Raw genomic sequence first — 22,675 nt, forward strand, 5'->3', positions numbered from 1 at the left:
CTAGACTCGGCGTCCATGCTGACCGGTCCCCGGGACGACGGCCTCGTCCGCGACGACAGCCTCGACGACGTCGAGCCCAACGAGCGCTTCCTGCCCTCCCCGGTCGACGCGGGCCAGAAGCGCCTGCCCATCGACATGGACTACGTCCAGCGCGTGATGGTCGAGCTGCTCACCATCCCCAGCCCCTCGGGCCGCACCGACCACGTCATGCAGCTCATCGGCGGGGAGCTGCGCGACCTGGGGCTGGACTTCGAGGTGACCCGCCGCGGCGCGCTGATCGCCGAGCTGCCCAGCCGCTCGCCCGGCGCCGACCGGACCGTGGTCGTGCACGCCGACACGATCGGCTGCATGGTCAGCCAGCTCAAGGACAACGGCCGGCTGGCGATCGTCCCGGTGGGCACGCACAGCGCCCGCTTCGCCGAGGGCGCGCGGGTGACGATCTTCAGCGACGACGTCTCCGGCGACTACTGGCACACCGGCACGATCCTGCCGATCAAGGCCAGCGGGCACCGCTACGGCGACGAGGTCGACGAGCAGGGCGTGGGCTGGGACTTCGTGGAGGTCCGCGTCGACGAGGTGGTGCACAGCCGGGCCGACCTCGAGCGCCGCGGCATCCAGGTGGGCGACTTCGTCGCCATCGACGCGCAGCCGGTGATCACCGGCAGCGGGTTCGTCAACTCGCGGCACCTCGACGACAAGGCCGGCATCGCCGCCGCGCTGGGTGCGTTCAAGGCGATCGTCGACTCCGGCATCGAGGTGCCGGTGACCGCCCACCTGCTGGTCACCATCGCCGAGGAGGTGGGCCTGGGGGCCAGCCACGGCCTCGACGCCGACGTCGCCGAGCTGGTCTCCATCGACACCTCGGTGGTCGCGCCGGGCCAGGCGTCCTCCGAGCAGTGCGTCAACATCGCGATGCAGGACTCGACCGGGCCCTTCGACTACCACCTGACCCGGCACCTGATCGACCTGTGCCGGGTGCACGAGGTGCCGCACCGCCGCGACGTCTACAAGTACTACCGCTCGGACGCGGCCTCCGCGCTCGAGGCCGGCGCCAACACCCGCGCCGCGCTCATCGGGTTCGGCATCGACGGCAGCCACGGCAACGAGCGCACCCACCTCGACGGCATCCGCAGCACCGCCGAGCTGGTCGCGCTCTACCTGCAGACCGACCTCACCTTCCGCAGCTGGGACCGCCGTCCCACCGGCGACCTCAGCGACTTCCCGAGCACCGCCGTCCAGCCCGCCGACGGCGAGCAGGCGCGTTGAGCGAGCGGGCCCGCCCGCTCACATGCGCTCGACGACGAAGTCGACGCAGGCGGTCAGCGCGCTGACGTCGTCGGGGTCGACGGCGGGGAACGTGCCCACCCGCAGCTGGTTGCGGCCGAGCTTGCGGTAGGGCTCGACGTCGACGACGCCGTGGGCGCGCAGCGTGCTCGCCAGGGCCGCGGCGTCGACCGACGGGTCGAAGTCGATCGTCCCGACGACGAGGCTGCGCTGGTCGCGGTCGGCCACGAACGGCGTCGCGAAGGGGGACTTCTCCGCCCAGCCGTAGAGCCGGTGCGCGGACTCCTGGCTGCGCGCCACCGCTCCCGACAGCCCGCCGAGGCCCAGCATCCAGCGCACCTGGTCGGCGAGCAGGAACAGCGTGGCGACGGCCGGGGTGTTGTAGGTCTGGTCCTTGGTGGAGTTGTCGACGGCGACCGACAGGTCGAGGAAGCCGGGGATCCACCGCCCGGAGGCCTTGATCTCGGCGACCCGCTCCAGCGCGGCGGGGCTCATCAGCGCGATCCACAGGCCGCCGTCGGAGGCGAAGGACTTCTGCGGTGCGAAGTAGTACGCGTCGGCCTGCGCGACGTCGACCGGCAGCCCGCCGGCGCCGCTGGTGGCGTCGATGAGCACCAGCGCGTCGTCGTCGGCGTGCCGGGGGCGGACGACGGGCGCCATGACGCCGGTCGAGGTCTCGTTGTGCGCCCAGGCGTAGGCGTCGACGCCGGCCTGCCCGTGGGGCAGCGCGAGCGAGCCCGGCTCGGCCCGCGCCACGACCGGCTCCTCGAGGAAGGGCACCTCGGCCACGCCGGAGGCGAACTTGGCGGAGAACTCGCCGTAGGTGCCGTGGGCGCTGCGCCGCCGGATCAGGCCGAACGCCGCGGCGTCCCAGAAGGCCGTGCTGCCGCCGTTGCCGAGCACCACCTCGTAGCCGTCGGGCAGGTCGAAGAGCTCGGCGAGGCCCTCGCGCACCTGCCGCACCAGCCCCTTGACCGGTGCCTGGCGGTGCGAGGTGCCCATGACCGCGGCGCCGTCGGCGGCCAGGGCCCGCAGCGCCTCGGGGCGCACCTTCGACGGGCCGCACCCGAACCGGCCGTCGGCGGGCAGCAGGTCGGCGGGGATCTGGATGGTCATGTGCGGGGTGCCTTCCGGTGCGGGGGGCGGACGGCGACGGCCCGGGTCCGCGGTGGCGGGCCCGGGCCGTCGGGCCTGGTGAGGTGGTTCAGGCGGGGCTGGGGGCGGCCTCGTCGATGGCCTTGACGGTGATGGTGTCGAAGCCGTCGACCTCCTCGGGCCGGCGCGGGCCGGGACCGATGTAGCGCGCCGACGGGCGCACGAGGCGGCCGGTCTCCTTCTGCTCGAGGATGTGCGCGCACCAGCCGGCGGTGCGGGCGCAGGTGAACATCGAGGTGAACATGTGGCTCGGGACCTCGGCGAAGTCGAGGACGATGGCCGCCCAGAACTCGACGTTGGTCTCGATCGGCCGGTCGGGACGCCGCTCGCGCAGCTCCTTGAGCGCGGCGTTCTCCAGCGCCAGCGCGGCGTCGAAGCGCGGCGCACCGAGCTCCTTGGCGGCCTTGCGCAGCACCCGGGCGCGCGGGTCCTCGGCGCGGTAGACGCGGTGGCCGAAGCCCATGAGCCGGTCGCCGCGGTCGAGCAGGTCCTTGACGTACTTCTCCGCGTTCCCCTCCTGCTCCACGCCGTCGAGCATGTGCAGCACCCGGGAGGGCGCGCCGCCGTGCAGCGGGCCGGACATGGCCCCGATGGCGCCGGACATGGCCGCGGCGACGTCGGCGCCGGTGGAGGCGATGACGCGGGCGGTGAACGTCGAGGCGTTCATGCCGTGCTCGGCGGCCGACGTCCAGTAGGCGTCGACGGCGGCGACGTGGCGGGGGTCGGGCTCGCCGCGCCAGCGGACCATGAACCGCTCGACGATCGTCTTGGCCTCGTCGATCCGGCTCTGCGGCACGGCCGGGACACCGATGCCGCGGGCGGACTGGGCGACGTAGGACAGCGCCATGACCGCGGCCCGGGCGAGCTGGTCGCGGGCCTCCTCGTCGGAGATGTCCAGCAGCGGGCGGTAACCCCAGAACGGCGCCAGCATGGCCAGCGCGGCCTGCACGTCGACCCGCACGTCACCGCTGTGCACCGGGATGGGGAAGGGCTCGGCCGGCGGCAGGCCGGGACCGAACTTGCCGTCGACCAGCAGCGCCCAGACGTTGCCGAAGGTGATCTTGCCGACCAGGTCCTCGATGTCGACCCCGCGGTAGCGCAGGGCGCCGCCGTCCTTGTCGGGCTCGGCGATCGTGGTCTCGAAGGCGATGACGCCCTCGAGGCCGGGTACGAAGTCGTCGGCCATCTCGCATGCTCCTCTGCGCGCGATCCTCGTGCGCACGGGCCACGGCGCACGACTGCAGGGCGACCCTAGGCGGTGCGCCCGGGAACCAGACAGGCGGGGCTGCCACCCAGCGGAACGCCTCCCGGAGCCGGCCCGGGACGGCGGTGTCAGCATGGTCGGGTGCCCGACCTCTCCCGCATGCGCAGGGACTACGACCGCCCGGGCCTGCGCGAGGAGGACCTCGCGCCGACCTGGCTGGAGCAGTTCGACCGCTGGTTCCGCGACGTCGTCGCCGCCGACCTGCCCGACCCCAACGCCGTCGTGGTCGCCACCGCGGACGCCGACGGCGCACCCGACGCCCGCATCGTGCTGGTGAAGGGGTACGACGAGGCGGGGTTCGTCTTCGGCACCAGCTACGCCTCGACCAAGGGGGCGCAGCTGGCGGCCAACCCGCGGGCGGCGCTGGTCTTCCCGTGGCACGCGCTGCAGCGCCAGGTGCGGGTGACCGGCCGGGTCGAGCGCATCGGCGACGGCGCCTCCGACGACCTGTGGGACCCCCGCCCGCGCGAGGCCCAGCTCGCCGCCGTCGCCTCGGTCCAGTCGACCGTCGTCGACTCGCGGGAGGAGCTCACCGAGCGGGTGCGGCTGCTCGACGAGGGGACGACGACGGAGAAGGTGCCCCGGCCGCCGACCTGGGGCGGCTACCGGGTGGTGCCCGAGAGCATCGAGTTCTGGCAGGGCGGCCCGGGGCGGCTGCACGACCGGCTCCGGTTCGTCCGCGACGACGAGGAGGGCGGCGGCTGGGTGCTGCAGCGGCTGGCCCCGTGAGGAAGGCCCCCGCTGCCTCCCGCGGCTGGGCCATCGACACCAGCCCGCTGCGCAACCCGGCGTACCGGCGGCTGTTCTGGGGCCTGACCGCGACGATGGTCGGTCAGCAGATGACGCTGGTCGCCGTCCCGTTCCAGGTCTACGCGCTCACCCGCGACTCGCTGCTGGTCGGCGTCACCTCCGTCGTGACGCTCGTCCCGCTGGTCGTCTTCGGCCTGCTCGGCGGCGCGATCGCCGACGCGATGGACCGGCGCCGGCTCATGGTGGTCACCGGCGTGGGGTCGGCGGTGACCAGCGCGCTGCTGGCCGTGCAGGCGCTGCTGCCGGGGGGCGGCGACCTGGCGCTGCTGTGGCTGCTGGCGGCCGCCGTCTCCGGGTTCACCGCGGTCAACCAGCCCGCGCGCAGCGCCGTCATCCCCGCGCTCGTGGGCACCGAGGGGGTCCCGGCGGCCAACGCGCTGGCCATGACCGTCCGGCAGGCCGGGGTGATCGTGGGGCCGCTGCTGGCCGGCGTGCTCATCGGCGCCGGCGACCTGTTCCTCGCCTACGCCGTCGACGCGGTCACCCTCGCCTTCGCCGTGCTGATGATCCGCGGCCTGCCGCCGCTGCCGCCGGGTGGGCGGACCGGGCCGCTGCGGCTGGGGGCGGCGCTGCGCGGGGTGGGGGAGGGGTTCGCCTTCCTGCGCACCCAGCCGGTGCTGCTGATGACCTTCGTCGTCGACGTGGTCGCGATGCTGTTCGCCTGGCCGCAGGCGGTCTTCCCCGAGCTCGCCGAGGGCCGCTACGCCGGCTCGCCCAACAGCCTGGGCTGGCTCTACGCCGGCATCTCCATCGGCGCGCTGCTCATGGGGCTGACCTCGGGCTGGGTGTCGCGGGTCGACCGGCAGGGCGCGGTGGTGCTCGCCGCGATCGCGGTCTGGGGCGTGGCGATCATCGGTTTCGGGCTGGCGCCGAGCCTGTGGGTGGCCGTCGCCTGCCTGGCGGTGGCCGGCGCCGGGGACATGGTCAGCGCCGTGCTGCGCTCCTCCATGCTGCAGACCGCCGCGCCCGACGAGATGCGCGGGCGGATGCAGGGGGTGTTCCTCGTCGTCGTCGCCGGGGGCCCGCGGCTGGGCGACCTGCGCGCGGGCGCGGTGGCCAGCGCGGTCGGCGTCAGCGCGGCGATGGTCTCCGGCGGCGTGGTGATCGTCGTGGCGATGGTGGTCGTGGCACTGGTGGTGCCCTCGTTCCTGCGCTTCCGGGCGTCGCGCGCCCTCAGCTGACGGGCGCGACGTGCAGCCCGACCTCGACGTTGCCCCTCGTGGCGCGGGAGTAGGGGCAGACGGTGTGCGTGCGCTCCATCAGCGCCCGCGCCTGCTCCGCGTCGAGCTGCGGCAGGTGGCCGGTGAGGTCGACGGCCAGGCCGAAGTCGCCGGGCTCGCCGCGCAGGAAGTGCACCTGCGCGGTGACCGACGAGCCGTCCAGGGCCTCCGGGGACAGCCCGAGCGGCCTGAGCGAGAAGCGCATGGCGCTGTGGAAGCAGGCCGCGAACCCGGCGGCGAACAGCTGCTCGGGGTTGGTGCCCGGGCCGCCGTCGCCGCCCATCTCGGCGGGGCGGGACAGCTGGACGTCCAGTCGGCCGTCGGAGGAGGCGACCTCCCCGGTGCGGGCGCCGGTGGCGGTGGCCTCGGCGGTGTACAGGCGGTCCACGTCGTCCCCTCTCAGGCCAGGGCGCCGGCGACCACGCGCAGGTCGGCGACCAGCGCGTCGTAGGCCTTCGGGCGGTCCTCGTCGGGCACCCGCAGCACCGCGGAGGGGTGCGCGGTGGCGAGCATCCAGGTCTGCGCCGGCTCGTCCTCCTCCGGCTCGTCGACGCCGCTCTCGGCGCGGGCGACGCCGGGCGGCGTCCACGGCATGAGCTTCCCGCGCTCCTTGGTGATCCGGAACGACGGCGAGATGAGCGCCTTGGCCGCCGTCGCCCCCAGGCAGACGACCACCTCGGGCTTGAGCACCTCGAACTCCGCCTCCAGCCACGGTCGGCAGGCGCGGATGTGCTCGGCGCCGGGCGACTGGTGGATCCGCCGCTTGGGCGTCGGGGTGAACCGGAAGTGCTTGACGGCGTTGGTCACGTAGGCGTCGCGGCGCTCGATGCCGGCGTCGGCCAGCGCGCGGTCGAGCAGCCGGCCGGCCGGGCCGACGAACGGCTCGCCCTTGCGGTCCTCCTGGTCGCCGGGCTGCTCGCCGACGAACACGATCCGCGCCGTCTCCGGGCCCTCGCCGAACACCGTCTGGGTGGCCGGCTCCCACAGCTCGCAGGCCCGGCAGCCGGCCGCGGCGGCGCGCAGCCCCTCGAGCCCGACGCCCGACGGCGGGCTGGCGGGGGAGTTCTCCTGGCTCATGGACCGATGACACCCCAGGTCGGCCGGGCGCGCGAGGCGGGAGCCGCACCGTCGACGGCACACGTCTCGTTCCGGTCCCGAATCGGCTCGCATCCTGTCGGCCGGGCCGCCCGCGTCGATAGCGTGGCCGCGCACGGGGGGACGGGACGGAGGACGAGTGCTCGAGTTCGACGGGCTCCACAAGAGCTACGGCGACCACCACGTGCTGGAGGGTGTCGGCTTCGCCGTCGCCCCCGGCTCGATGTTCGGCTTCTGCGGCGCGAACGGCGCCGGGAAGACGACCACGATGCGGATCGCGATGGGCCTGGCCCGGCCCGACGCCGGGCAGGTGCGCTGGCGCGGGCGGCCGCTGGACGAGGAGGGCCGCCGCCGCATGGGCTACATGCCGGAGGAGCGGGGGCTGTACCCGAAGATGCGCGTCGGCGAGCAGCTGACCTGGTTCGCCCGGCTGCACGGCCTCGACGCCGCCGCGGCCGCCCGCGCGGCCGAGGAGTGGTCCGACCGCCTGGGCCTCGGCGAGCGCCGCCGCTCCCGGGTGGAGGAGCTGTCGCTGGGCAACCAGCAGCGCGTCCAGCTCGCCGCCGCGCTGGTCAGCCGCCCCGAGGTGCTCATCCTCGACGAGCCGTTCTCCGGCCTCGACCCCGTCGGCGTCGACGCGCTGGCCGACGCGCTGCTCGACCAGTGCCGCGCCGGGGTGCCGGTGGTCTTCTCCAGCCACCAGCTCGACCTCGTCGAGCGGCTGTGCGACGCCGTCGGCATCCTCGCCCGCGGCCGCATGGTGGCCACGGGCACGGTCGACGACCTGCGCCGCCGCGGGTCGGGCGGCCTGCTGCGCGTGGTCGCACCCGACGCCGGCCCCGGCTGGGCGGCCGCCCTGCCCGGCGTGCGCGTCGTCTCCGAGCGGACCGGCGACACGCTGCTGGAGCTCGCCGACGGCGCCGACGACCAGGCGGTGCTGGCCGCCGCGCTGCGCACCGGCCGGGTCAGCCACTTCGCCCGGCGGGAGGCCACCCTGGTCGAGCTGTTCCGCGAGGCGGTCGCCGACCCCGCGCAGCGGACCGACCGCGAGGAGGTGGCGGCGTGAGCGAGCTCGCGAGCTCACGAGTGGACGGAGCAGCGCCGGTCACGCGGCCGACGAGCGCCAGCGAGGAGGACGCGTGAGCGCGCCGCTGTCGAGCGGGCAGCTGGTCCGCCTGGTCGCCGCCCGGGAGGTCTCCACCCGGCTGCGCGACAAGACCTTCCTCATCAGCTCCGCGGTGATGCTGTTGATCATCCTCGGCGTCCTGGTCTTCCAGGTCGTGCTCAACTCCAGCAGCGACGAGAGCCGCATCGGCGTGGTCGGCGACCCCGGCGCCGTCGGCCCGGCGCTGGAGGCGCAGGGCGAGGCGCTCGGCCTCGAGGTCACGGTCGTCTCCCTGGACGACGACGCCGCGGCCCGCACCGCCGTCGAGGACGAGGACGTCGACGCCGCCGTGCTCGACCCCACCGGCCGCGCCCCGGAGCTGCTGGTCCGCGAGTCCGACGCCACCGTCGAGGGTGTGGTGTCCGGCGCCGTCGGCGCGGTGGCGCTGCAGCGGGTGCTCGCCGAGGCCGGCGTCGACCCCGGCGGCCTGCCGCAGGTGACCGTGACCGCGCTCGACGAGTCCTCCGCGGCGGACGGGCAGCGCACCGTCGTGGCGATCGTCGGTGTGGTGCTGCTCTACAGCCTGATCATCCTGTTCGGCCAGTTCGTCGCGCAGGGCGTGGTGGAGGAGAAGTCGAGCCGGGTGGTGGAGCTGCTGCTGGCCACGATGCGGCCCTGGCAGCTGCTCGCCGGCAAGATCCTCGGTCTCGGCGCCCTCGGCCTGGCGCAGATCACGCTCATCGCCGTCATCGGGGTCGGCGGGGCGCTGGCCCTCGACGTCGTCGACGTCCCGGGCGACCTGGTCGGCACCGTGGGCTGGGTGCTGTTCTGGTACGTCCTCGGCTACGCCCTGTTCGCCTCGCTGTTCGCCGTCGCGGCCTCGTTGGTGAGCCGGCAGGAGGACCTCGCCAGCGTCATCACCCCCACCTCGCTGGTGCTCTTCGTCGGCTTCTTCGTCGCCATCCAGGCGGCCACGAACCCCTCGGGGACGCTGGCCGTGGTGACGTCGTTCGTGCCGGGGCTCTCGCCGATGGTCATGCCGGTGCGGCAGGCGGCCGGCGAGGTGGCCCTCTGGGAGGTGGGTGTCGCCGTCGTCCTCATGGTGGTCGCCACCGTCCTGGTGGTCCGGCTGGGCGGGCGGGTCTACTCCGGCGCGCTGCTGCGGACGAGCGGCCGGACGAAGGTGCGGGAGGCGCTGCGGGCCGGGCGGGCCTGAGCGGGGGACACCCGCGCGGAGCAGCGCCGGACACGTTGGGGTGACCTCACCCCGACGGAGGGCGTGCGTGCAGGTCAGGGCCGACATCATCGGCGCCATGACGGAGGACCTGGACGCGCGCCTCTGGCGGCTGCAGGCCTCCGAGGACGCCGACGAGCTCATCGACCTCGGCTGCGACCTCGCCGACGTCGGCCGGCAGACCGACGCCGAGTGGTGCTTCCGCCGGGCCGCCGCGCTCGGCGACGCCACCGGCTACTACGACCTGGGCAACAGCCTGGCCGCGCAGCAGCGCTGGGCCGAGGCCGCCCACGCCTACGAGGTCGCGCTGGCCGGCGGCGAGCCCGACGCGTGGCGCAACCTCGGGCTGGTGCTCGAGCAGCTCGGTGACCTGGCCGGCGCCATGGCCGCCTACCGGGGCGCCGCCGAGGTCGGCGACACCGAGGGCGGGCTGCAGCTGGCGTTCCTGCTGCGCGAGCAGGGGGAGCGGGAGGAGGCGCTGGAGGTCGCCGAGCAGCTCGCCGCCGCCGGGGACGAGGAGGCCGACGCCGTGGCGGCCTGCTGGCGGTGGTGCGCCACCCTCGACCCGGCGCTGGAGCCGCGGCTGCGGGCCGGTGCCGCGCACTTCCCGGCCGCCCGCGCCGACCTCGCCGCGCTGCTGCTGCAGACCGGCCGGGAGGAGGAGGCCCGCGCGGTGCTCGAGCGCGGCGCCAAGCTCGGCGAGCAGGTGGCCTGGCTGCCGCTGGGCAACCTCTACCGCGAGCAGCTCGGCGACGACGAGGCCGCCGAGGAGGCCTACCGGGCCGGCATCCAGGCCGGCGACGTCTACTGCCACCACAACCTGGGCGTGCTGCTCGCCGACCGCGGCGACCTCACCGGCGCCGCGGAGGAGTTCGAGCGGGGCGCGGAGGCCGGCGACCAGCTCGCCGCCGCCGCGCTGCGGCTGCTCCAGGAGAGCTGAAGGACCCCGCCGCCCCTCACCACTCGCAGGCTCGCGGCGGGCCCCTGCGGCGGGGCCGGGTCAGGTCGCCGGGCGGACGCCGGTCAGCGGGCCGCGGTAGGGGTTGGCCGGCGGGCCGGAGACGCCCGGCCGCACGGTGAACAGCCGCCCGGCGTCGGGCTCGTCCTCCCCGCCCCCGCGCGCGGTGCTGACGACGAGCAGGTCGCCGGCGAAGGCGCAGCTCGACGTGTGCGCCACCGGCACCTCGACGACGGCGAGCAGCTCACCCTCCGGTGACCAGCGGCGCACCTGCCCGCCGCCCCACATCGCCGTCCAGAGGCAGCCCTCGTCGTCGACGGTGAGCCCGTCGGCGACGCCGTCGGGGCCGCCGGTCTCCAGCAGCACCCGGCCGTCGGTGAACGCGCCGCTGCCGGGGTCGTAGGCGAAGGCGTGCACCAGCCCCGGGCCGGAGTCGGCGAGGTAGACGGTGCGCTCGTCGGGCGACCAGCCGATGCCGTTGGAGACGGTGAGCCCGTCGAGCACCGTGGTCACCGTGCCGTCGGTGTCGAGGCGGTAGAGCGTGCCGGCACCGGGGCGCTGGTCGAAGGCCATGGTGCCGGCGAGGAAGCGGCCCGCCCGGTCGCAGGCGCCGTCGTTCATCCGGGTGCCGCCGTCGGCCTCGCTGCCGCCCTCGCCGGGCAGGTCCACCAGCACACGGGCGGTGCCGTCCGCGGCGAGGTGGGTGAACCCGCCGCCCGCGCCGGCCAGCCAGCCGCCGGCCGCGGCCGGGACGACGACGCCCACGGTGTCACCGGCGCGCACGGCCGCGGTCTCGGTGAGCCGGTCGCCGTCGAGGGCGGCCCGCCGGACCAGGCCGGCGCCGATGTCGACCCACAACAGCTCGGCGCGCCCGGCGTCCCAGGTGGGGCCCTCCCCGTGGTCGGCGGGGTCGGGGGCGGCGGGCGCGGCGCGCAGGGTCAGCACCCGGAGGGCTGTGCCCGTGTCACCCGCACGTCACACGGGCGGTCGATACTGCCGCCGTGTCCGAAGCCACCGTCGACGTCGCCGACCTGCGCCTGCCCGGCCGCGACCCCGAGGGGGACGGCCGTGCCGACGACGCCCCGCTGCGCGAGGACATCCGCCTGCTGGGCCGGGTGCTCGGGGAGGTCATCGCCGAGCAGAGCGGGCCCGACGTGCTGGAGCTGGTCGAGGCCACCCGCCTGCAGGCCTTCGCCGTCCGCCGGTCGGAGGCCGACCGCGCCGGGCTGGCCGCGCGGCTGGGCGACCTCGACGTGCGGGCCACCAACCACGTCATCCGCGCGTTCAGCCACTTCTCGCTGCTGGCCAACCTCGCCGAGGACCTGCACCACGAGCGCCGCCGCCGGCACCACCGCCGCGCCGGGTCGCCACCCCAGCCGGGCAGCCTGGCGGCCAGCTTCGCGCTGCTCGACCGGGCCGGCCTCGACCCCGACGACGTGGCCCGCGAGCTGGCCGGGGCGCTGGTCGTCCCGGTGGTCACCGCGCACCCGACCGAGGTGCGGCGCCGGACCGTCTCGCAGGTGCAGCAGCAGGTCAGCGACCTGATCCGCGAGCGCGACCGGTCGGCGCCGGGCGAGGTCGACGAGGCCGCGTGGGACGCCGCGCTGCACCGGTCGGTGCTCACGCTCTGGCAGACGGCGCTGCTGCGGCTGTCGCGGCTGCGGCTGGTCGACGAGATCGACGAGGCGCTGCGCTACTACGACCTGTCCCTGTTCCGGGTGGTGCCGGAGATCAACGCCGAGTTCCGCCGGTCCCTGCGCGAGCGGTGGCCGGCCGGCGGCCTGCCCACCGGGCCGGTGCTGCAGCCAGGCTCGTGGATCGGGGGCGACCGCGACGGCAACCCGTTCGTCACCGCCGAGGCCGTCCGCCGGGCGAGCAGCCGGCAGGCGGAGACCGCGCTGGGCCACCACCTCGCCGAGCTGACCGAGCTCTACCGCGAGCTGTCCATGTCCGACCGGCTGGTCACCCCGACCCCGCCGCTGCGCGCGCTGGCCGACGCCTCCCGCGACGACTCCCCGTTCCGCGGCGACGAGCCCTACCGCCGGGCGCTGCTCGGGGTGCACGCGCGGCTGGCGGCCACCGCCCGGCGGGTCGTCGGGCACGTGCCGGGCACCCCGCCGCACGCCGAGCTCGAGCCCTACGACGGCCCCGGCGAGCTGCTCGCCGACCTCGCCGTCGTCGACGCCTCACTGCGCAGCCACGGTGCCGACGCGCTGGCCGACGACCGGCTGGCCCGCCTGCGCGACGCCGTCGACGTCTTCGGCTTCCACCTCGCCGGGCTCGACCTGCGGCAGAACTCCGCCGTCCACGAGGAGGTCGTCGGGGAGCTGCTGGCCTGGGCCGGCGTCTGCGCCGACTACGCCGCCCTCGACGAGGCGGCCCGCGTGGAGCTGCTGGCCGGGGAGCTGCGGGTGCGCCGGCCGCTGGTCCGGCCGGGCGCGGAGCTCTCCGAGCTGGCCCGCGGGGAGCTCGACGTGCTGGCGGCCGCCGCCGGGCAGGTGGCGCTGCTCGGCCCGCGGGCGGTGCCGAACTACGTGATCAGCATGTGCGGGTCGGTGAGCGACGTGCTGGAGGTCGCCGTCCTGCTCAAGGAGGTCGGCCTGCTCGACCCCGACGGCGCGGACGGGCCGGCCTGCCCGGTGGGCATCTCGCCGCTGTTCGAGACGATCGCCGACCTGCAGGCGGCCGGGGCCACGATGACCGCCGTGCTGGCGCAGCCGGTGTGCCGCGCGCTGGTGGCCGACCGCGGCGACGTCCAGGAGGTCATGCTCGGCTACTCCGACAGCAACAAGGACGGCGGCTACCTGGCCGCCAACTGGGCGCTGTACCGGGCCGAGCTCGCGCTGGTCGAGGTGGCGCGGCGGGAGGGCGTGCGGCTGCGGCTGTTCCACGGTCGCGGCGGCACCGTCGGCCGCGGCGGCGGGCCCAGCTACGAGGCGATCCGCGCCCAGCCGCCCGGCGCGGTCGCGGGCTCGCTGCGGGTCACCGAGCAGGGCGAGGTGATCGCCGCCAAGTACGGCGAGCCCGGCCTGGCCCGCCGCAACCTCGAGGCGCTGGTCGCCGCCACGCTGGAGGCCACGCTGCTCGACGTCGAGGGCCTCGGCGACGATGCGGAGGAGGCCTACGCGCTGCTCGACGACCTCGCCGGCCGGGCGCAGGCCGCCTACCGGGAGCTGGTGCACGAGACCCCCGGCTTCGTGGAGTGGTTCCGCGCCGCGACGCCGATCCGCGAGCTGGCCGAGCTCAACATCGGCAGCCGGCCGCCGTCGCGCAAGGCCGGTGACCGGATCGCCGACCTGCGCGCCATCCCCTGGGTGTTCAGCTGGTCGCAGTCGCGGATCATGCTGCCCGGCTGGTACGGCACCGGCACGGCGCTGGAGTCGTGGATCGGCGACGACCCGGCCCGCCTGGCGCGGCTGCGGGAGCTGCACGGTCGCTGGCCGTTCCTGCGCACGGTGCTGTCGAACATGGGCATGGTGCTGGCCAAGACCGACCTGGGCCTGGCCGCCCGCTACGCCGGGCTGGTGCCCGACCCGGAGCTGCGGGCGCGGGTGTTCGACCGGATCCGCGAGGAGCACGAGCGCACCTGCCGGGTGCTGCTGGCGGTCACCGGCGACGAGCACCTGCTGGCCGACAACCCCGCGCTGGCCCGCTCGATCCGCAACCGGTTCCCCTACCTGGAGCCGCTGCACCACCTGCAGGTGGAGATGCTGCGGCGCCGCCGGACCGGCGACGACGACGAGCTGGTGCGCCGCAACATCCAGCTGACCATCAACGGGATCGCGACGGCGCTGCGGAACTCGGGCTGAGCTGCGTCACCGGCAGGCGGTTGCGGTCCAGCCAGGTGGCCAGGCGGGCGCCGTCCCACGGGCGGCGCCGGCGGGCGGCCGCGGCGAGCAGCCCGCGCGGCAGCTCCAGGGCGGCCAGGGCGATGCCGGCCGCGCCGGGCAGGTCGCCGTCGCGCAGGTGTGCGGCGACCGCGCGCACCCGGCCGGCGAGGAGGGACGGCATCGCCCGCAGTGGCCGGTCGGCGTGCTGGACCCGCAGCACCTGCACCGTGCGCGCGTAGTGCCACTCGCGCAGGAACACCCCGCGCGCGGTGCGGCCCTCCTTGCCGTGCCGGAAGCGGACGTCGGGCACGCGCAGCAGCAGGTGCCCGGCGGCCCGCAGCCGGCGGGAGGCGTCACGGTCCTCGTTGTAGAAGAAGTAGAGCGGGTCGAAGCCGCCGGCGGCCAGGAACTCCGCCCGCCGCACGAGCAGCGCGGTGCCGCCGAGCTCCGCGGCCTCGAACGGCGGGCCGGGCGGGTCGTCGTCCTCCCCGGGGCCGTGCACGGCGGGGGCCGCCCACACCGCCCGCGGCTCGGCGTCGAGGACCTCGGCCAGCCGGTGCAGCACCCGGGGCTCGGGCTCGCCGTCGGAGTTGACCAGGAGGGCGTAGCGGCCGGTGCACGCGGACAGCGCCAGGTCCATGGCGCGGGCGAAGCCGAGGTTGCGCGGCGCGCTCAGCACCTGCTTCTCCGCGTCGGGGTAGCGGGTGGCCAGCTCGGCGCGGGCGGCGGCCGAGGTGGCCGGCGCGGCGGCGTTCTCCACCAGCAGCACCCGGCCGCGCCAGCCCGGGCCGGTCACCGCCGCGAGCGCGGCGTGGTGGCGGGCGAGCAGGGCGGGCGGCTCGCGGTGGACGAGGAGGACGACGTCGACGTCGTCGAGGCCGGCGCGGGGTTCGGGCACCGCGGCGCCCTACCCCGTCCGGTGGCCTACCTTGCGGGGGAGGACGGCGGGGAGGCGGGGGACCGTGGGCGAGACGGGTGCGATGCGGGTCGCCGCGTCCGGGGAGGACCTGCAGGCCGCCGTCGAGCTGCTCGGTGTGAGCCCGGCGGCGCTGGCGCCCGAACTGCTCGACCCCGGCGCGCGGCTGCTCGTCGGCGACGGCGCCGCGGCCCACCTGCGGCGCCGCTGGACCGACGAGGGCACCACCGAGGCGGTCGTGCTGCACCGCTCCACGCACGTCACCGGCCGCGACGGGCTGCTCGCCGTCGCCTCCGCCTGGGGCTGCTCGCAGGTGCGCGACGCCGGCACCGGCCGCGTCGTCGCGGTGGCGCCGCCGCCGGCCGGCGCGCCCCTGGCCGAGCGCTTCGCCCACCTCGCCGCGCTGGCCGCGACCCGGGTGGAGGTGGCCGTCGCGCTGGCCCGCGACAGCGGCCGCGACCGGGTCAAGGCCGACGGGAGCTGGTCGTTGGCCGCCGACGAGGCCGCGCACGCCGCCGCCGCCGAGTGCCTGGCCCCCCTCGGCGTCCCGGTGCTGTCGGAGGAGCGCGTCGACCGCGACGTGCCCGACGCCGAGCCGTGGGTGGTGCTCGACCCGCTCGACGGCACCGGCAACTTCCGTGCCGGCCTGCCGCCGTGGGCGTTCTCGGCGGCGCTGGTGCAGCACGGCCGCCCGGTGGCCGGGCTGGTGGTCGACCTGTCGTCGGGACGGCGGTGGGCGGGGACCGCGGGTGCCGGCGCCTGGCGCGACGGCGTCCCGGCCCGCGTGCGGCCGGGGACCACGCTGGTCGCCCCGACCGCGCCGACCGGGCGCGGGGTGCTCGTGCCGTCGACGGCCCGGCGGGTGCGGGTCACCGGCTGCACCGCCGTCGACGTCTGCCTGGTCGCCGACGGGTCGGCCGGCGCCTGGCACAACCTCGACCGCGGTGGCACCCACGTGCACGACGTCGCCGGCGGCCTGGCCGTGCTGGCCGGCGCCGGCGGGGTGGCGCTCACCGACGACGGCGCGCCGCTGCGGCTGGTGCCCGACACCGAGGTGCTCATCCGGTTCGCCGCGGCGGCCACCGCCGACGGTGCCCGCGAGCTGATCGCCGCGGTCCCGCGCTAGCGGCCGGCGGCCGCCCGGACCGCGGCCAGCAGCGACTCGCGCTCGTGCAGCGTGGTGCGCGCCCGGCCGCGGGTGGCGCCCAGGGCCACCTCGGCGTCGTCGATGGCCCGCCAGTCGTCCAGCAGCACCGGCTCGGCGCCGCGGGCGCGCAGCGTCTGCACCAGGTCGTCGCGGTCGCCGTGCGGGGCGATGACACCGGCCTCGGCGTCGGCGAGCAGCGACGCCACGGTCTCCCGGGCGTCGTGCTTGTTCGTGCCGACGACGCCGGTGGGCCCGCGCTTGATCCACCCGGCCACGTACTCCCCGGTCGACGGGACGCCGTTGCGCAGCACCCGACCGTCCTCGTTGGGCACCGTGCCGCTGCGCTGGTCGACCGGCAGCCCGGGCAGGCCCTGCCCGCGGTAGCCGACCGAACGGACGACGAGGTCGGTGGGCAGCACCTCGTACTCGCCGGTGCCGACGGCGCGGCCCTCGGCGTCGACCGTCGTCCGCTCCACCTCCAGGCCGGTGACCCGCTCCTCGCCGAGCAGTCGCACCGGGCGCCGGAAGAAGCGCAGCTGCACACGGGCGCGGCCGGGCTCGGCGCGGTGCGTCGCGTAGCCGCGCAGCACGTCGACGTTGCGGGCCACCAGCCGGTCGGGGGGCGGCGGCTCGTCCTCCCCGGGCAGGTCGGCCGGGTCGACCAGCACGGTGGCCTCGGCCAGCTCGCCGAGCTCGTCGAGCTCCTTGGTGGTGAACGACGCCTGCGCCGGGCCGCGCCGGCCGAGCACGGTCACCTCCTCGACCCGCTTCCCGGCGAGCGCGTCGAGGACGTGCTGGGGCATGTCGGTGGGCTCGAGCTCCTCCGGGGTGCGGGCCAGCACCCGGGCGACGTCGAGGGCCACGTTGCCGACGCCGACGACGACCGCCCGCCGCACCCCGGCCAGCGCGGCCTCGACGCGGGCCCGGTCGGCGTCGGGGTGGCCGCAGTACCAGGCGACGAGGTCGGTGGCCGCCAGGCTGCCGGGCAGGTCCTCGCCGTCGATCGACAGCGGCCGGTCCAGCGCCGCGCCGTAGGTGTAGACGACGGCGTCGACGTGCGCCCGCAGCTCCTCGAGGGTGATGTCGGTGCCCACCTCGACGTTGCCCACGAAGCGCACGCCGGGGTCGTCGAGGGCCCGGTGCAACGTCTCCCGGATGGCCCGCATCTTGAGGTGGTCGGGGGCGATGCCGTGCCGGACGAGGCCGAAGGGGGTGGGCAGCCGGTCGAGCAGGTCGACGGTCACCGGCACCGGGGAGCGGCGGGTGAGCGCCTCGGCGGTGTAGATGCCGGCCGGGCCGGCGCCGACGACGGCGATCCGCAGTGGCCGGCCGCCGTCCGGTGCGGGAGCGCTGTCGTCGGGCACGACTGGGATCCTGGCCCGGCGGGGTAGGGGTGCGCCAGCGCACCACCCGCACTCCCGACCACCGCAGCAGAGGGGACCGCCCGTGTCCGTCGTCGTCATCGCCACCATCAGCCCGCAACCCGAGCACGCCGAGGAGGTCCGGCAGGCGGTGCTCGACACGGTGCCGCGGGTGCACGAGGAGCCCGGCTGCGAGCGCTACTCGCTGCACCAGGGCCGCGACGGCGCGCTGGTGATGGTGGAGAAGTGGGAGAGCCCCGAGGCGCTGGCCACCCACGGCAAGGCCGAGGCGCTGGCCGCGCTGTCGGGCCGGCTGGAGGGCAAGCTCACCGGGGCCCCGACGGTCACCGTGCTCGACGCGCTGCCCGCCGGCGACCCGGGCAAGGGCGCGCTCTAGCGCCGCTCCCCGTCGAGATCACGGGATCTCGCACGTCACGGGCCGCCCCGGCGTGCGAGATCCCGTGATCTCGGCAGTCGTCAGACCGCCTGGCAGACGGGGCACCAGTGCAGGTTGCGGCCGACCATCTCCTCGGTGCGCACCTCGGTGCCGCAGATCCGGCAGGGCAGGCCGGTGCGCCGGTAGACGTAGTGCGCGTCCTCGCGGCGCACCGCGCCGGAGCGGCGGGACCGGTCGGCCGGGTGCGTGGTGACGATCCGGCCCATCCGGACGCCGGCGCGCATGAGCACCACCAGGTCGTCCCACAGCGCCTGCCACTCGGCCGCACCCACCTCGCGGCCGGGCCGGAACGGCGAGATCCGGTGCCGGAAGAGGATCTCGGCGCGGTAGACGTTGCCCACGCCGGCCAGCACCGACTGGTCCATCAGCAGCGCGCCGACCGCCGTCCGGCTGCGGCTCACCCGCGCGTGGGCCAGCGGGCCGCCGCGGCGGGTGCGCAGCGGGTCGGGGCCGAGCCGGTCGAGGATCGCGTCGACCTCGGGCTGGGTCAGCACGTCGCAGGCGGTGGCCCCGCGCAGGTCGGTCCACACGCCCTCGCCCTTCGGCCCGTCGGCGACCCACCGCATGCGCAGGGCGCCGCGCGGGGTCGGCGGGTCGCCCACGCCGGTCGTGTACGTGCCGTAGAGGCCCAGGTGCACGTGCAGCACGTGGCCGCCGAAGTCGGCGAACAGGTGCTTGCCGTAGCTGGTCACCTCCTCGAGCACCCGGCCGTCGAGCAGCGCGGCACCCGCGGCGAAGCGGCCCTGCGGGCTGGTCACGTGCACCGGCCGGCCGGCGAACAGCCCGGTCTGCTCCTGCGCCAGCCGGTACAGGGTGTGGCCCTCAGGCACCCCGCACCTCCTGGTAGCGGGCCAGTGCCACCTGGCGCTCCTCGGCGTGGTCGACGACCGGCGCGGGATAGCCCCCCGGCGGGCCGCCGGGCAGCAGCCAGGGCTCGTGCACGTACCGGTCGGGGACGTCGCGCAGCTCGGGCACCCAGCGCCGCACGTAGACGCCGTCGGGGTCGAACTGCTGGCCCTGCCGGGTCGGGTTGAACACCCGGTAGTACGGCGAGGGGTCGGTGCCGGTGCCGGCCACCCACTGCCAGCCGTGGTGGTTGCTGGCCAGGTCGCCGTCGACGAGGTGGTCGAGGAAGTAGCGGGCGCCGCGCCGCCAGTCGATGTGCAGGTCCTTGCACAGGAACGAGGCCACGACCATCCGCACCCGGTTGTGCACGTAGGCCTCGCCGTGCAGCTGCCGCATGCCGGCGTCCACGATCGGGTAGCCGGTGCGGCCCTCGGCCCAGGCGGCGAAGTGCTCGTCGGCGGCCAGGCCGGTGTCGTAGCGCATGGCCCGCATCTGCGGGTTGAACGGCTCGCGTGCCGTCTCAGGGCGGTGCCACAGCACGTCGGCGTAGAAGTCTCGCCAGACGAGCTCGCCGACGAACTTGTCCACCGCATCGGCGTGGTCCCCGCCCAGCGCCTGCGCCTCCGCCAGCAGCGTGCGCGGGTGCACGGTGCCGTACTTCAGGTGCGCCGAGAGCCGGCTGGTGGCGTCGGTGCCGGGGGTGTTGCGGCCGGTGGCGTAGCCCAGCAGTCGCTGGTCGCGGAACTGCGCCCACACGTCGCGGCCGGCCCGCTCGCCCGCGGCGGGCAGCACGGTGTCGCCGAGGTCCTGGGCGGGCGGCAGGTCGCCGGCGGGCAGCCCGTCGGCCCACCGGACGCCGGCGGGCCGCTCGGCGGGGGAGTGCACGCCCCGGGCCCGCCAGGCCCGGGCGAAGGGCGAGTAGACCCGGAACGGCGTCCCGTCGTCCTTGAGCAGCCGGCCCGGGGTGACGCCGTAGGGCGAGCCGGTGCGCACGAACGGCACCTCGCCGAGCGCCCGCTCGACGGCGGCGTCGCGCTCCCGGCCGTAGACGCCGGCGTCGAACGAGACGTGCACGCTCCCCGCCCCGGTCTCGCGGACCAGGTCGGGCAGCACGCGCACGGGGTCACCGGAGCGGACGACGAGCGCGCCGCCGGTCTGCTCGCGCAGGTCGGCCAGGCAGTTCCGGAGGAACTCCCGGCGCGGCGGCCCGGAGGGCTCCCACAGCCGCGGGTCGACGACGAAGACCGGCAGCACCGCGCCCCCGTCGCCGGCGGCCTCGACGGCGGCCACCAGCGCCGGGTGGTCGCTGAGCCGGAGGTCGCGGCGGAACCAGAGGAGGGCGGTCGGCACCAGCGCCACGGTAGGTGCGCGGGCGCGGCCCTGCAGGTCAGCGGTCGGCGGTGGCCAGGCCGAAGTGCGGCTTGTCGTCGTCGGCGACCAGGTCCAGCGTCTCGGGGTGCTGCTGGATGTAGTGGCGCACGAAGGAGCAGTAGGGGAGGACGGTCAGGCCGCGCTCGCGGGCCGCGTCGAGGACCCCGCTCACGAGGGCCTTGCCGATGCCCCGACCGCCCATGCCCGGGTCGACCTCGGTGTGCGGCAGGGCCATGGTGCCGTTCTCGACGTGGTAGCTCGCCAGGCCGACGACACGGTCGCCGACCCGGATCTCGAAGCGCCCCCGTTCGGGGACGTCGACCACCGTGGTCTCCATCGTTGCGTTCCCACCTCCGCAGGTCCCCCGGCGCCGTTGCCGCGGGTACGACGTGTTCCTGAGACGGTAACGCCTCGCAGCCCCGGGGGTTTCCCACGCGCCGGGGATGTCACCCGGAGGTCGTGGTCGCCCAGGGACCTGCGGAGGGCCCTCCGGACCATCCTCGTGGCGGGCGACGCGACCGGTCGGCGTCGATACGGTGCGGTTCCGTTCACCTCACCGCGAGCCGCCAGGGAGCCCACGTGAAGACCCGGAGCGCAGTCCTGCACGCCCAGCCCGGCGAGTACGAGGTCACCGAGGTCGAGCTCGACGGCCCCCGGCGGGGCGAGCTGCTGGTGCGGATGGCCGCGGTCGGGCTCTGCCACACCGACGACCACGTCGCGGTGGGCGACAGCCCCGCCTCCCGGCTGCCCGTCGCCGGCGGCCACGAGGGGGCCGGCGTGGTCGTGGGCGTCGGCCCCGAGACCCCCGGCTGGGCCGAGGGCGACCACGTGGTGCTCAGCTTCACCGCGGTCTGCGGGGAGTGCCGGATGTGCTCCACCGGGCGGCAGAACCTCTGCGACCTCGGCGGCCGGCTCTTCGGCGGAGGGCGGATCGACGACCCGACCAGCTTCCGGATGACCTACGAGGGGCGGCCGGTGGTGCAGGCCCACGGGATCTCGGCGCTGAGCGAGCACACCGTCGTCGACGTCCGGTCCGTGGTCCGCATCGACCCGGACGTGCCGCTGGACAAGGCCGCGCTGGTCAGCTGCGGCGTCGCCACCGGGTGGGGGTCGGTCACCCACATGTCCGACGCGCGGGCCGGCGACGTCGTCATCGTCATGGGGGTCGGCGGCGTCGGGATCAACAGCGTCCAGGCCGCCCGGGCCATCGGCGCCCGCGCGGTCATCGGCGTGGACCCGGTGGACTTCAAGCGGGAGTGCGCCGAGAAGCTGGGGGCCACGCACACGGCCGCCACCATGGAGGAGGCGAGCGCGATCGCCCGGTCGCTCACCGACGGGCAGGGCGCCGACGCGACGATCGTGACCGTCGGCGTCGTGGACGGCGGCCACGTGGCCGAGGCGGTGGCCTCGGTGCGCAAGGCCGGCACGGTCGTGCTCACCGGGACCGGCGGGATGCGGCAGTCGGGGATCCCGATCAACAACACCATGTTCACCGTCTTCCAGAAGCGGCTCCAGGGCGCGCTGTTCGGCGGCTGCAACCCGCGGTGGGACATCCCGCACCTGCTGACCCAGTACGCCGCCGGCACGCTGCGGCTCGACGAGCTCGTCACCCGGACGTACACGCTCGACGAGGTCGCCCAGGGCTACCGCGACATGCGCGCGGGCCACAACATCCGGGGCATGGTGCGCTTCGACTGAGGGCCGGCCGGGCGCTGGGCGAGGACGACCGTGCCCAGCGCCAGGGCCGTGCCGGCCAGCTGCAGCGGCACGAGGGACTCGCCGAGCAGCAGCCAGCCGGCGGCCGCGGCCACCACGGGGGAGAGCAGCCCGAGGAAGGTGACCCGGCCGGTGGGCAGCAGCCCGACGCCGCGCAGCCAGAGCGCGTAGGCCAGGGCGGTGTTGACCGTGGCCAGGTAGAGCAGGCCACCGGCCTGGCCGGCGGTCGGCGTCGCCGGCAGGCCCTCGAGGGCCAGGGCGAGCGGGAGCAGCGCGAGGCCGCCGGCGGCCAGCTGCCAGCCGGTGAACGCCAGCACCGGGACCGGCCGGCCCCACCGCTTGGTGAGGACGACGCCGGTGCCCATGCAGGCGGTGCCGGCCAGCCCGGCGAGCAGCCCGATTGGGTCCAGCGCGACCGGACCGGTGACGACGATGAGCGCCACCCCGGCCACCCCGAGCAGGCCCAGCAGCAGGGTCCGGCCGCGCAGCCGCTCGCCGAGCAGCGGCACGGCGAGCACCGCCACGAGCAGCGGCTGGGCCGCGCCCAGCACGGCCGCGATCCCGCCGGGCAGCCGGTAGGCGGCGACGAAGAGCAGCGCGAAGAACGCCCCGATGTTCAGGACACCGAGCACGGCCGCCTTCGCCCACCAGGCACCGTGCGGCAGGCGCCGGCCGACGGCGACGAGGAGCAGCCCGGCGGGCAGGGCCCGGACGGTGGCGGCCAGCAGCGGGCGGTCCGGCGGCAGCCACTCGGTGGTGACCACGTAGGTGGTGCCCCACGTCACGGGCGCGACGGCGGTGGCGAGCGTCAGCAGGCCCAGCCGGCGGCGGGCCGGCGCGACGGCGCCCGGGGCGGGGAGCGTGGCGGTCATGCCGTCATCGTTCGCCCCCAAGTATCTCGATGTC

The 22,675-nt window shown here is 76.0% G+C and carries 21 protein-coding genes; 10 read left to right on the forward strand and 11 right to left on the reverse strand.

The window, feature by feature from the left end; all coding sequences use genetic code 11:
• The first annotated feature begins 15 nt into the window (after positions 1-15).
• Complete coding sequence (locus BLQ97_RS07720) at positions 16-1,266, forward strand: osmoprotectant NAGGN system M42 family peptidase (protein ID WP_091364882.1); 1,251 nt, start codon at positions 16-18, stop codon at positions 1,264-1,266.
• A gap of 18 nt (positions 1,267-1,284) precedes the next feature.
• On the opposite strand, the gene serC is transcribed toward BLQ97_RS07720, so the two are convergent.
• Together serC and BLQ97_RS07730 are read right to left on the reverse strand one after the other, a co-directional pair.
• Positions 1,285-2,400, reverse strand: a complete 1,116-nt coding sequence (gene serC, locus BLQ97_RS07725; protein WP_091364884.1) for a phosphoserine transaminase — start codon at positions 2,398-2,400, stop codon at positions 1,285-1,287.
• An 88-nt stretch (positions 2,401-2,488) separates the two neighbouring features.
• Positions 2,489-3,625: a citrate synthase 2 gene (locus BLQ97_RS07730; RefSeq protein WP_091364885.1), complete on the reverse strand. Its 1,137-nt coding sequence runs from the start codon at positions 3,623-3,625 to the stop codon at positions 2,489-2,491.
• A 159-nt stretch (positions 3,626-3,784) separates the two neighbouring features.
• Between BLQ97_RS07730 and pdxH the strand changes: the two genes are divergently transcribed.
• Positions 3,785-4,432 (forward strand): pyridoxamine 5'-phosphate oxidase, encoded by a 648-nt coding sequence (gene pdxH, locus BLQ97_RS07735; protein WP_091364887.1) that lies wholly within the window; start codon positions 3,785-3,787, stop codon positions 4,430-4,432.
• Complete coding sequence (locus BLQ97_RS07740; protein ID WP_245691954.1) at positions 4,429-5,694, forward strand: MFS transporter; 1,266 nt, start codon at positions 4,429-4,431, stop codon at positions 5,692-5,694. The genes pdxH and BLQ97_RS07740 overlap by 4 nt, the downstream gene beginning before the upstream one ends.
• On the opposite strand, the gene BLQ97_RS07745 is transcribed toward BLQ97_RS07740, so the two are convergent.
• Entirely contained in the window at positions 5,687-6,121 is a 435-nt protein-coding gene (locus BLQ97_RS07745; RefSeq protein ID WP_091364889.1) for an organic hydroperoxide resistance protein, read from the reverse strand. The genes BLQ97_RS07740 and BLQ97_RS07745 overlap by 8 nt on opposite strands.
• Before the next feature lie 11 nt (positions 6,122-6,132).
• Positions 6,133-6,810 (reverse strand): UdgX family uracil-DNA binding protein, encoded by a 678-nt coding sequence (locus BLQ97_RS07750; RefSeq protein ID WP_091364891.1) that lies wholly within the window; start codon positions 6,808-6,810, stop codon positions 6,133-6,135.
• A 157-nt stretch (positions 6,811-6,967) separates the two neighbouring features.
• Between BLQ97_RS07750 and BLQ97_RS07755 the strand changes: the two genes are divergently transcribed.
• The 3 genes from BLQ97_RS07755 (at position 6,968) to BLQ97_RS07765 (ending at position 10,107) form a co-directional block, all read left to right on the forward strand.
• The gene (locus tag BLQ97_RS07755; protein ID WP_091364893.1) at positions 6,968-7,894 is read left to right on the forward strand and encodes an ABC transporter ATP-binding protein; all 927 of its coding nucleotides are present in this window, start codon (positions 6,968-6,970) and stop codon (positions 7,892-7,894) included.
• A 73-nt stretch (positions 7,895-7,967) separates the two neighbouring features.
• Positions 7,968-9,149, forward strand: coding sequence for an ABC transporter permease (locus BLQ97_RS07760; RefSeq protein WP_139173514.1), 1,182 nt, complete (start codon positions 7,968-7,970; stop codon positions 9,147-9,149).
• 97 nt (positions 9,150-9,246) lie between these two features.
• Positions 9,247-10,107: a tetratricopeptide repeat protein gene (locus tag BLQ97_RS07765; protein ID WP_091365762.1), complete on the forward strand. Its 861-nt coding sequence runs from the start codon at positions 9,247-9,249 to the stop codon at positions 10,105-10,107.
• 60 nt (positions 10,108-10,167) lie between these two features.
• Here the strand turns inward: BLQ97_RS07765 and BLQ97_RS07770 are convergent, their stop codons facing one another.
• A complete protein-coding gene (locus BLQ97_RS07770; protein WP_091364894.1) occupies positions 10,168-11,070 on the reverse strand; it encodes an SMP-30/gluconolactonase/LRE family protein in 903 nt (300 codons plus the stop codon).
• A 56-nt stretch (positions 11,071-11,126) separates the two neighbouring features.
• Here BLQ97_RS07770 and ppc point away from each other — a divergent pair, with 56 nt between their 5' ends.
• Positions 11,127-13,934 (forward strand): phosphoenolpyruvate carboxylase, encoded by a 2,808-nt coding sequence (ppc, locus tag BLQ97_RS07775; protein ID WP_091364896.1) that lies wholly within the window; start codon positions 11,127-11,129, stop codon positions 13,932-13,934.
• Here ppc and BLQ97_RS07780 read toward each other — a convergent pair.
• Entirely contained in the window at positions 13,897-14,853 is a 957-nt protein-coding gene (locus tag BLQ97_RS07780) for a glycosyltransferase (protein WP_091364897.1), read from the reverse strand. The genes ppc and BLQ97_RS07780 overlap by 38 nt on opposite strands.
• Before the next feature lie 64 nt (positions 14,854-14,917).
• On the opposite strand from BLQ97_RS07780, the gene BLQ97_RS07785 reads away from it, so the two are divergent.
• On the forward strand, positions 14,918-15,997 hold the full coding sequence (locus tag BLQ97_RS07785) for an inositol monophosphatase family protein (protein WP_245691955.1): 1,080 nt from the start codon (positions 14,918-14,920) through the stop codon (positions 15,995-15,997).
• Here the strand turns inward: BLQ97_RS07785 and BLQ97_RS07790 are convergent.
• The gene (locus BLQ97_RS07790) at positions 15,994-17,382 is read right to left on the reverse strand and encodes an FAD-dependent oxidoreductase (RefSeq protein ID WP_091364898.1); all 1,389 of its coding nucleotides are present in this window, start codon (positions 17,380-17,382) and stop codon (positions 15,994-15,996) included. The two genes, BLQ97_RS07785 and BLQ97_RS07790, sit on opposite strands and share 4 nt — an antisense overlap.
• Before the next feature lie 82 nt (positions 17,383-17,464).
• Between BLQ97_RS07790 and BLQ97_RS07795 the strand changes: the two genes are divergently transcribed.
• Positions 17,465-17,776, forward strand: coding sequence for a putative quinol monooxygenase (locus BLQ97_RS07795; RefSeq protein WP_217637092.1), 312 nt, complete (start codon positions 17,465-17,467; stop codon positions 17,774-17,776).
• Positions 17,777-17,856: 80 nt separating this feature from the next.
• Here BLQ97_RS07795 and BLQ97_RS07800 read toward each other — a convergent pair whose 3' ends face one another.
• From BLQ97_RS07800 to BLQ97_RS07810, 3 genes are read right to left on the reverse strand one after another with little or no spacing between them, the layout of a single operon-like run.
• Positions 17,857-18,666 (reverse strand): Fpg/Nei family DNA glycosylase, encoded by an 810-nt coding sequence (locus BLQ97_RS07800; RefSeq protein WP_091364901.1) that lies wholly within the window; start codon positions 18,664-18,666, stop codon positions 17,857-17,859.
• Positions 18,659-20,032, reverse strand: coding sequence for a cryptochrome/photolyase family protein (locus BLQ97_RS07805; RefSeq protein WP_091365764.1), 1,374 nt, complete (start codon positions 20,030-20,032; stop codon positions 18,659-18,661). The genes BLQ97_RS07800 and BLQ97_RS07805 overlap by 8 nt, the downstream gene beginning before the upstream one ends.
• A gap of 37 nt (positions 20,033-20,069) precedes the next feature.
• The gene (locus tag BLQ97_RS07810; protein ID WP_091364903.1) at positions 20,070-20,390 is read right to left on the reverse strand and encodes a GNAT family N-acetyltransferase; all 321 of its coding nucleotides are present in this window, start codon (positions 20,388-20,390) and stop codon (positions 20,070-20,072) included.
• Between the two features lie 242 nt (positions 20,391-20,632).
• Between BLQ97_RS07810 and BLQ97_RS07815 the strand changes: the two genes are divergently transcribed.
• The gene (locus BLQ97_RS07815) at positions 20,633-21,751 is read left to right on the forward strand and encodes an NDMA-dependent alcohol dehydrogenase (protein ID WP_091364905.1); all 1,119 of its coding nucleotides are present in this window, start codon (positions 20,633-20,635) and stop codon (positions 21,749-21,751) included.
• Here the strand turns inward: BLQ97_RS07815 and BLQ97_RS07820 are convergent.
• Entirely contained in the window at positions 21,697-22,641 is a 945-nt protein-coding gene (locus BLQ97_RS07820) for an EamA family transporter (RefSeq protein ID WP_091364907.1), read from the reverse strand. The two genes, BLQ97_RS07815 and BLQ97_RS07820, sit on opposite strands and share 55 nt — an antisense overlap.
• Between the last annotated feature and the right edge of the window lie 34 nt (positions 22,642-22,675).

The organism is Geodermatophilus telluris (assembly GCF_900102745.1).
Classification (GTDB): domain Bacteria; phylum Actinomycetota; class Actinomycetes; order Mycobacteriales; family Geodermatophilaceae; genus Geodermatophilus; species Geodermatophilus telluris.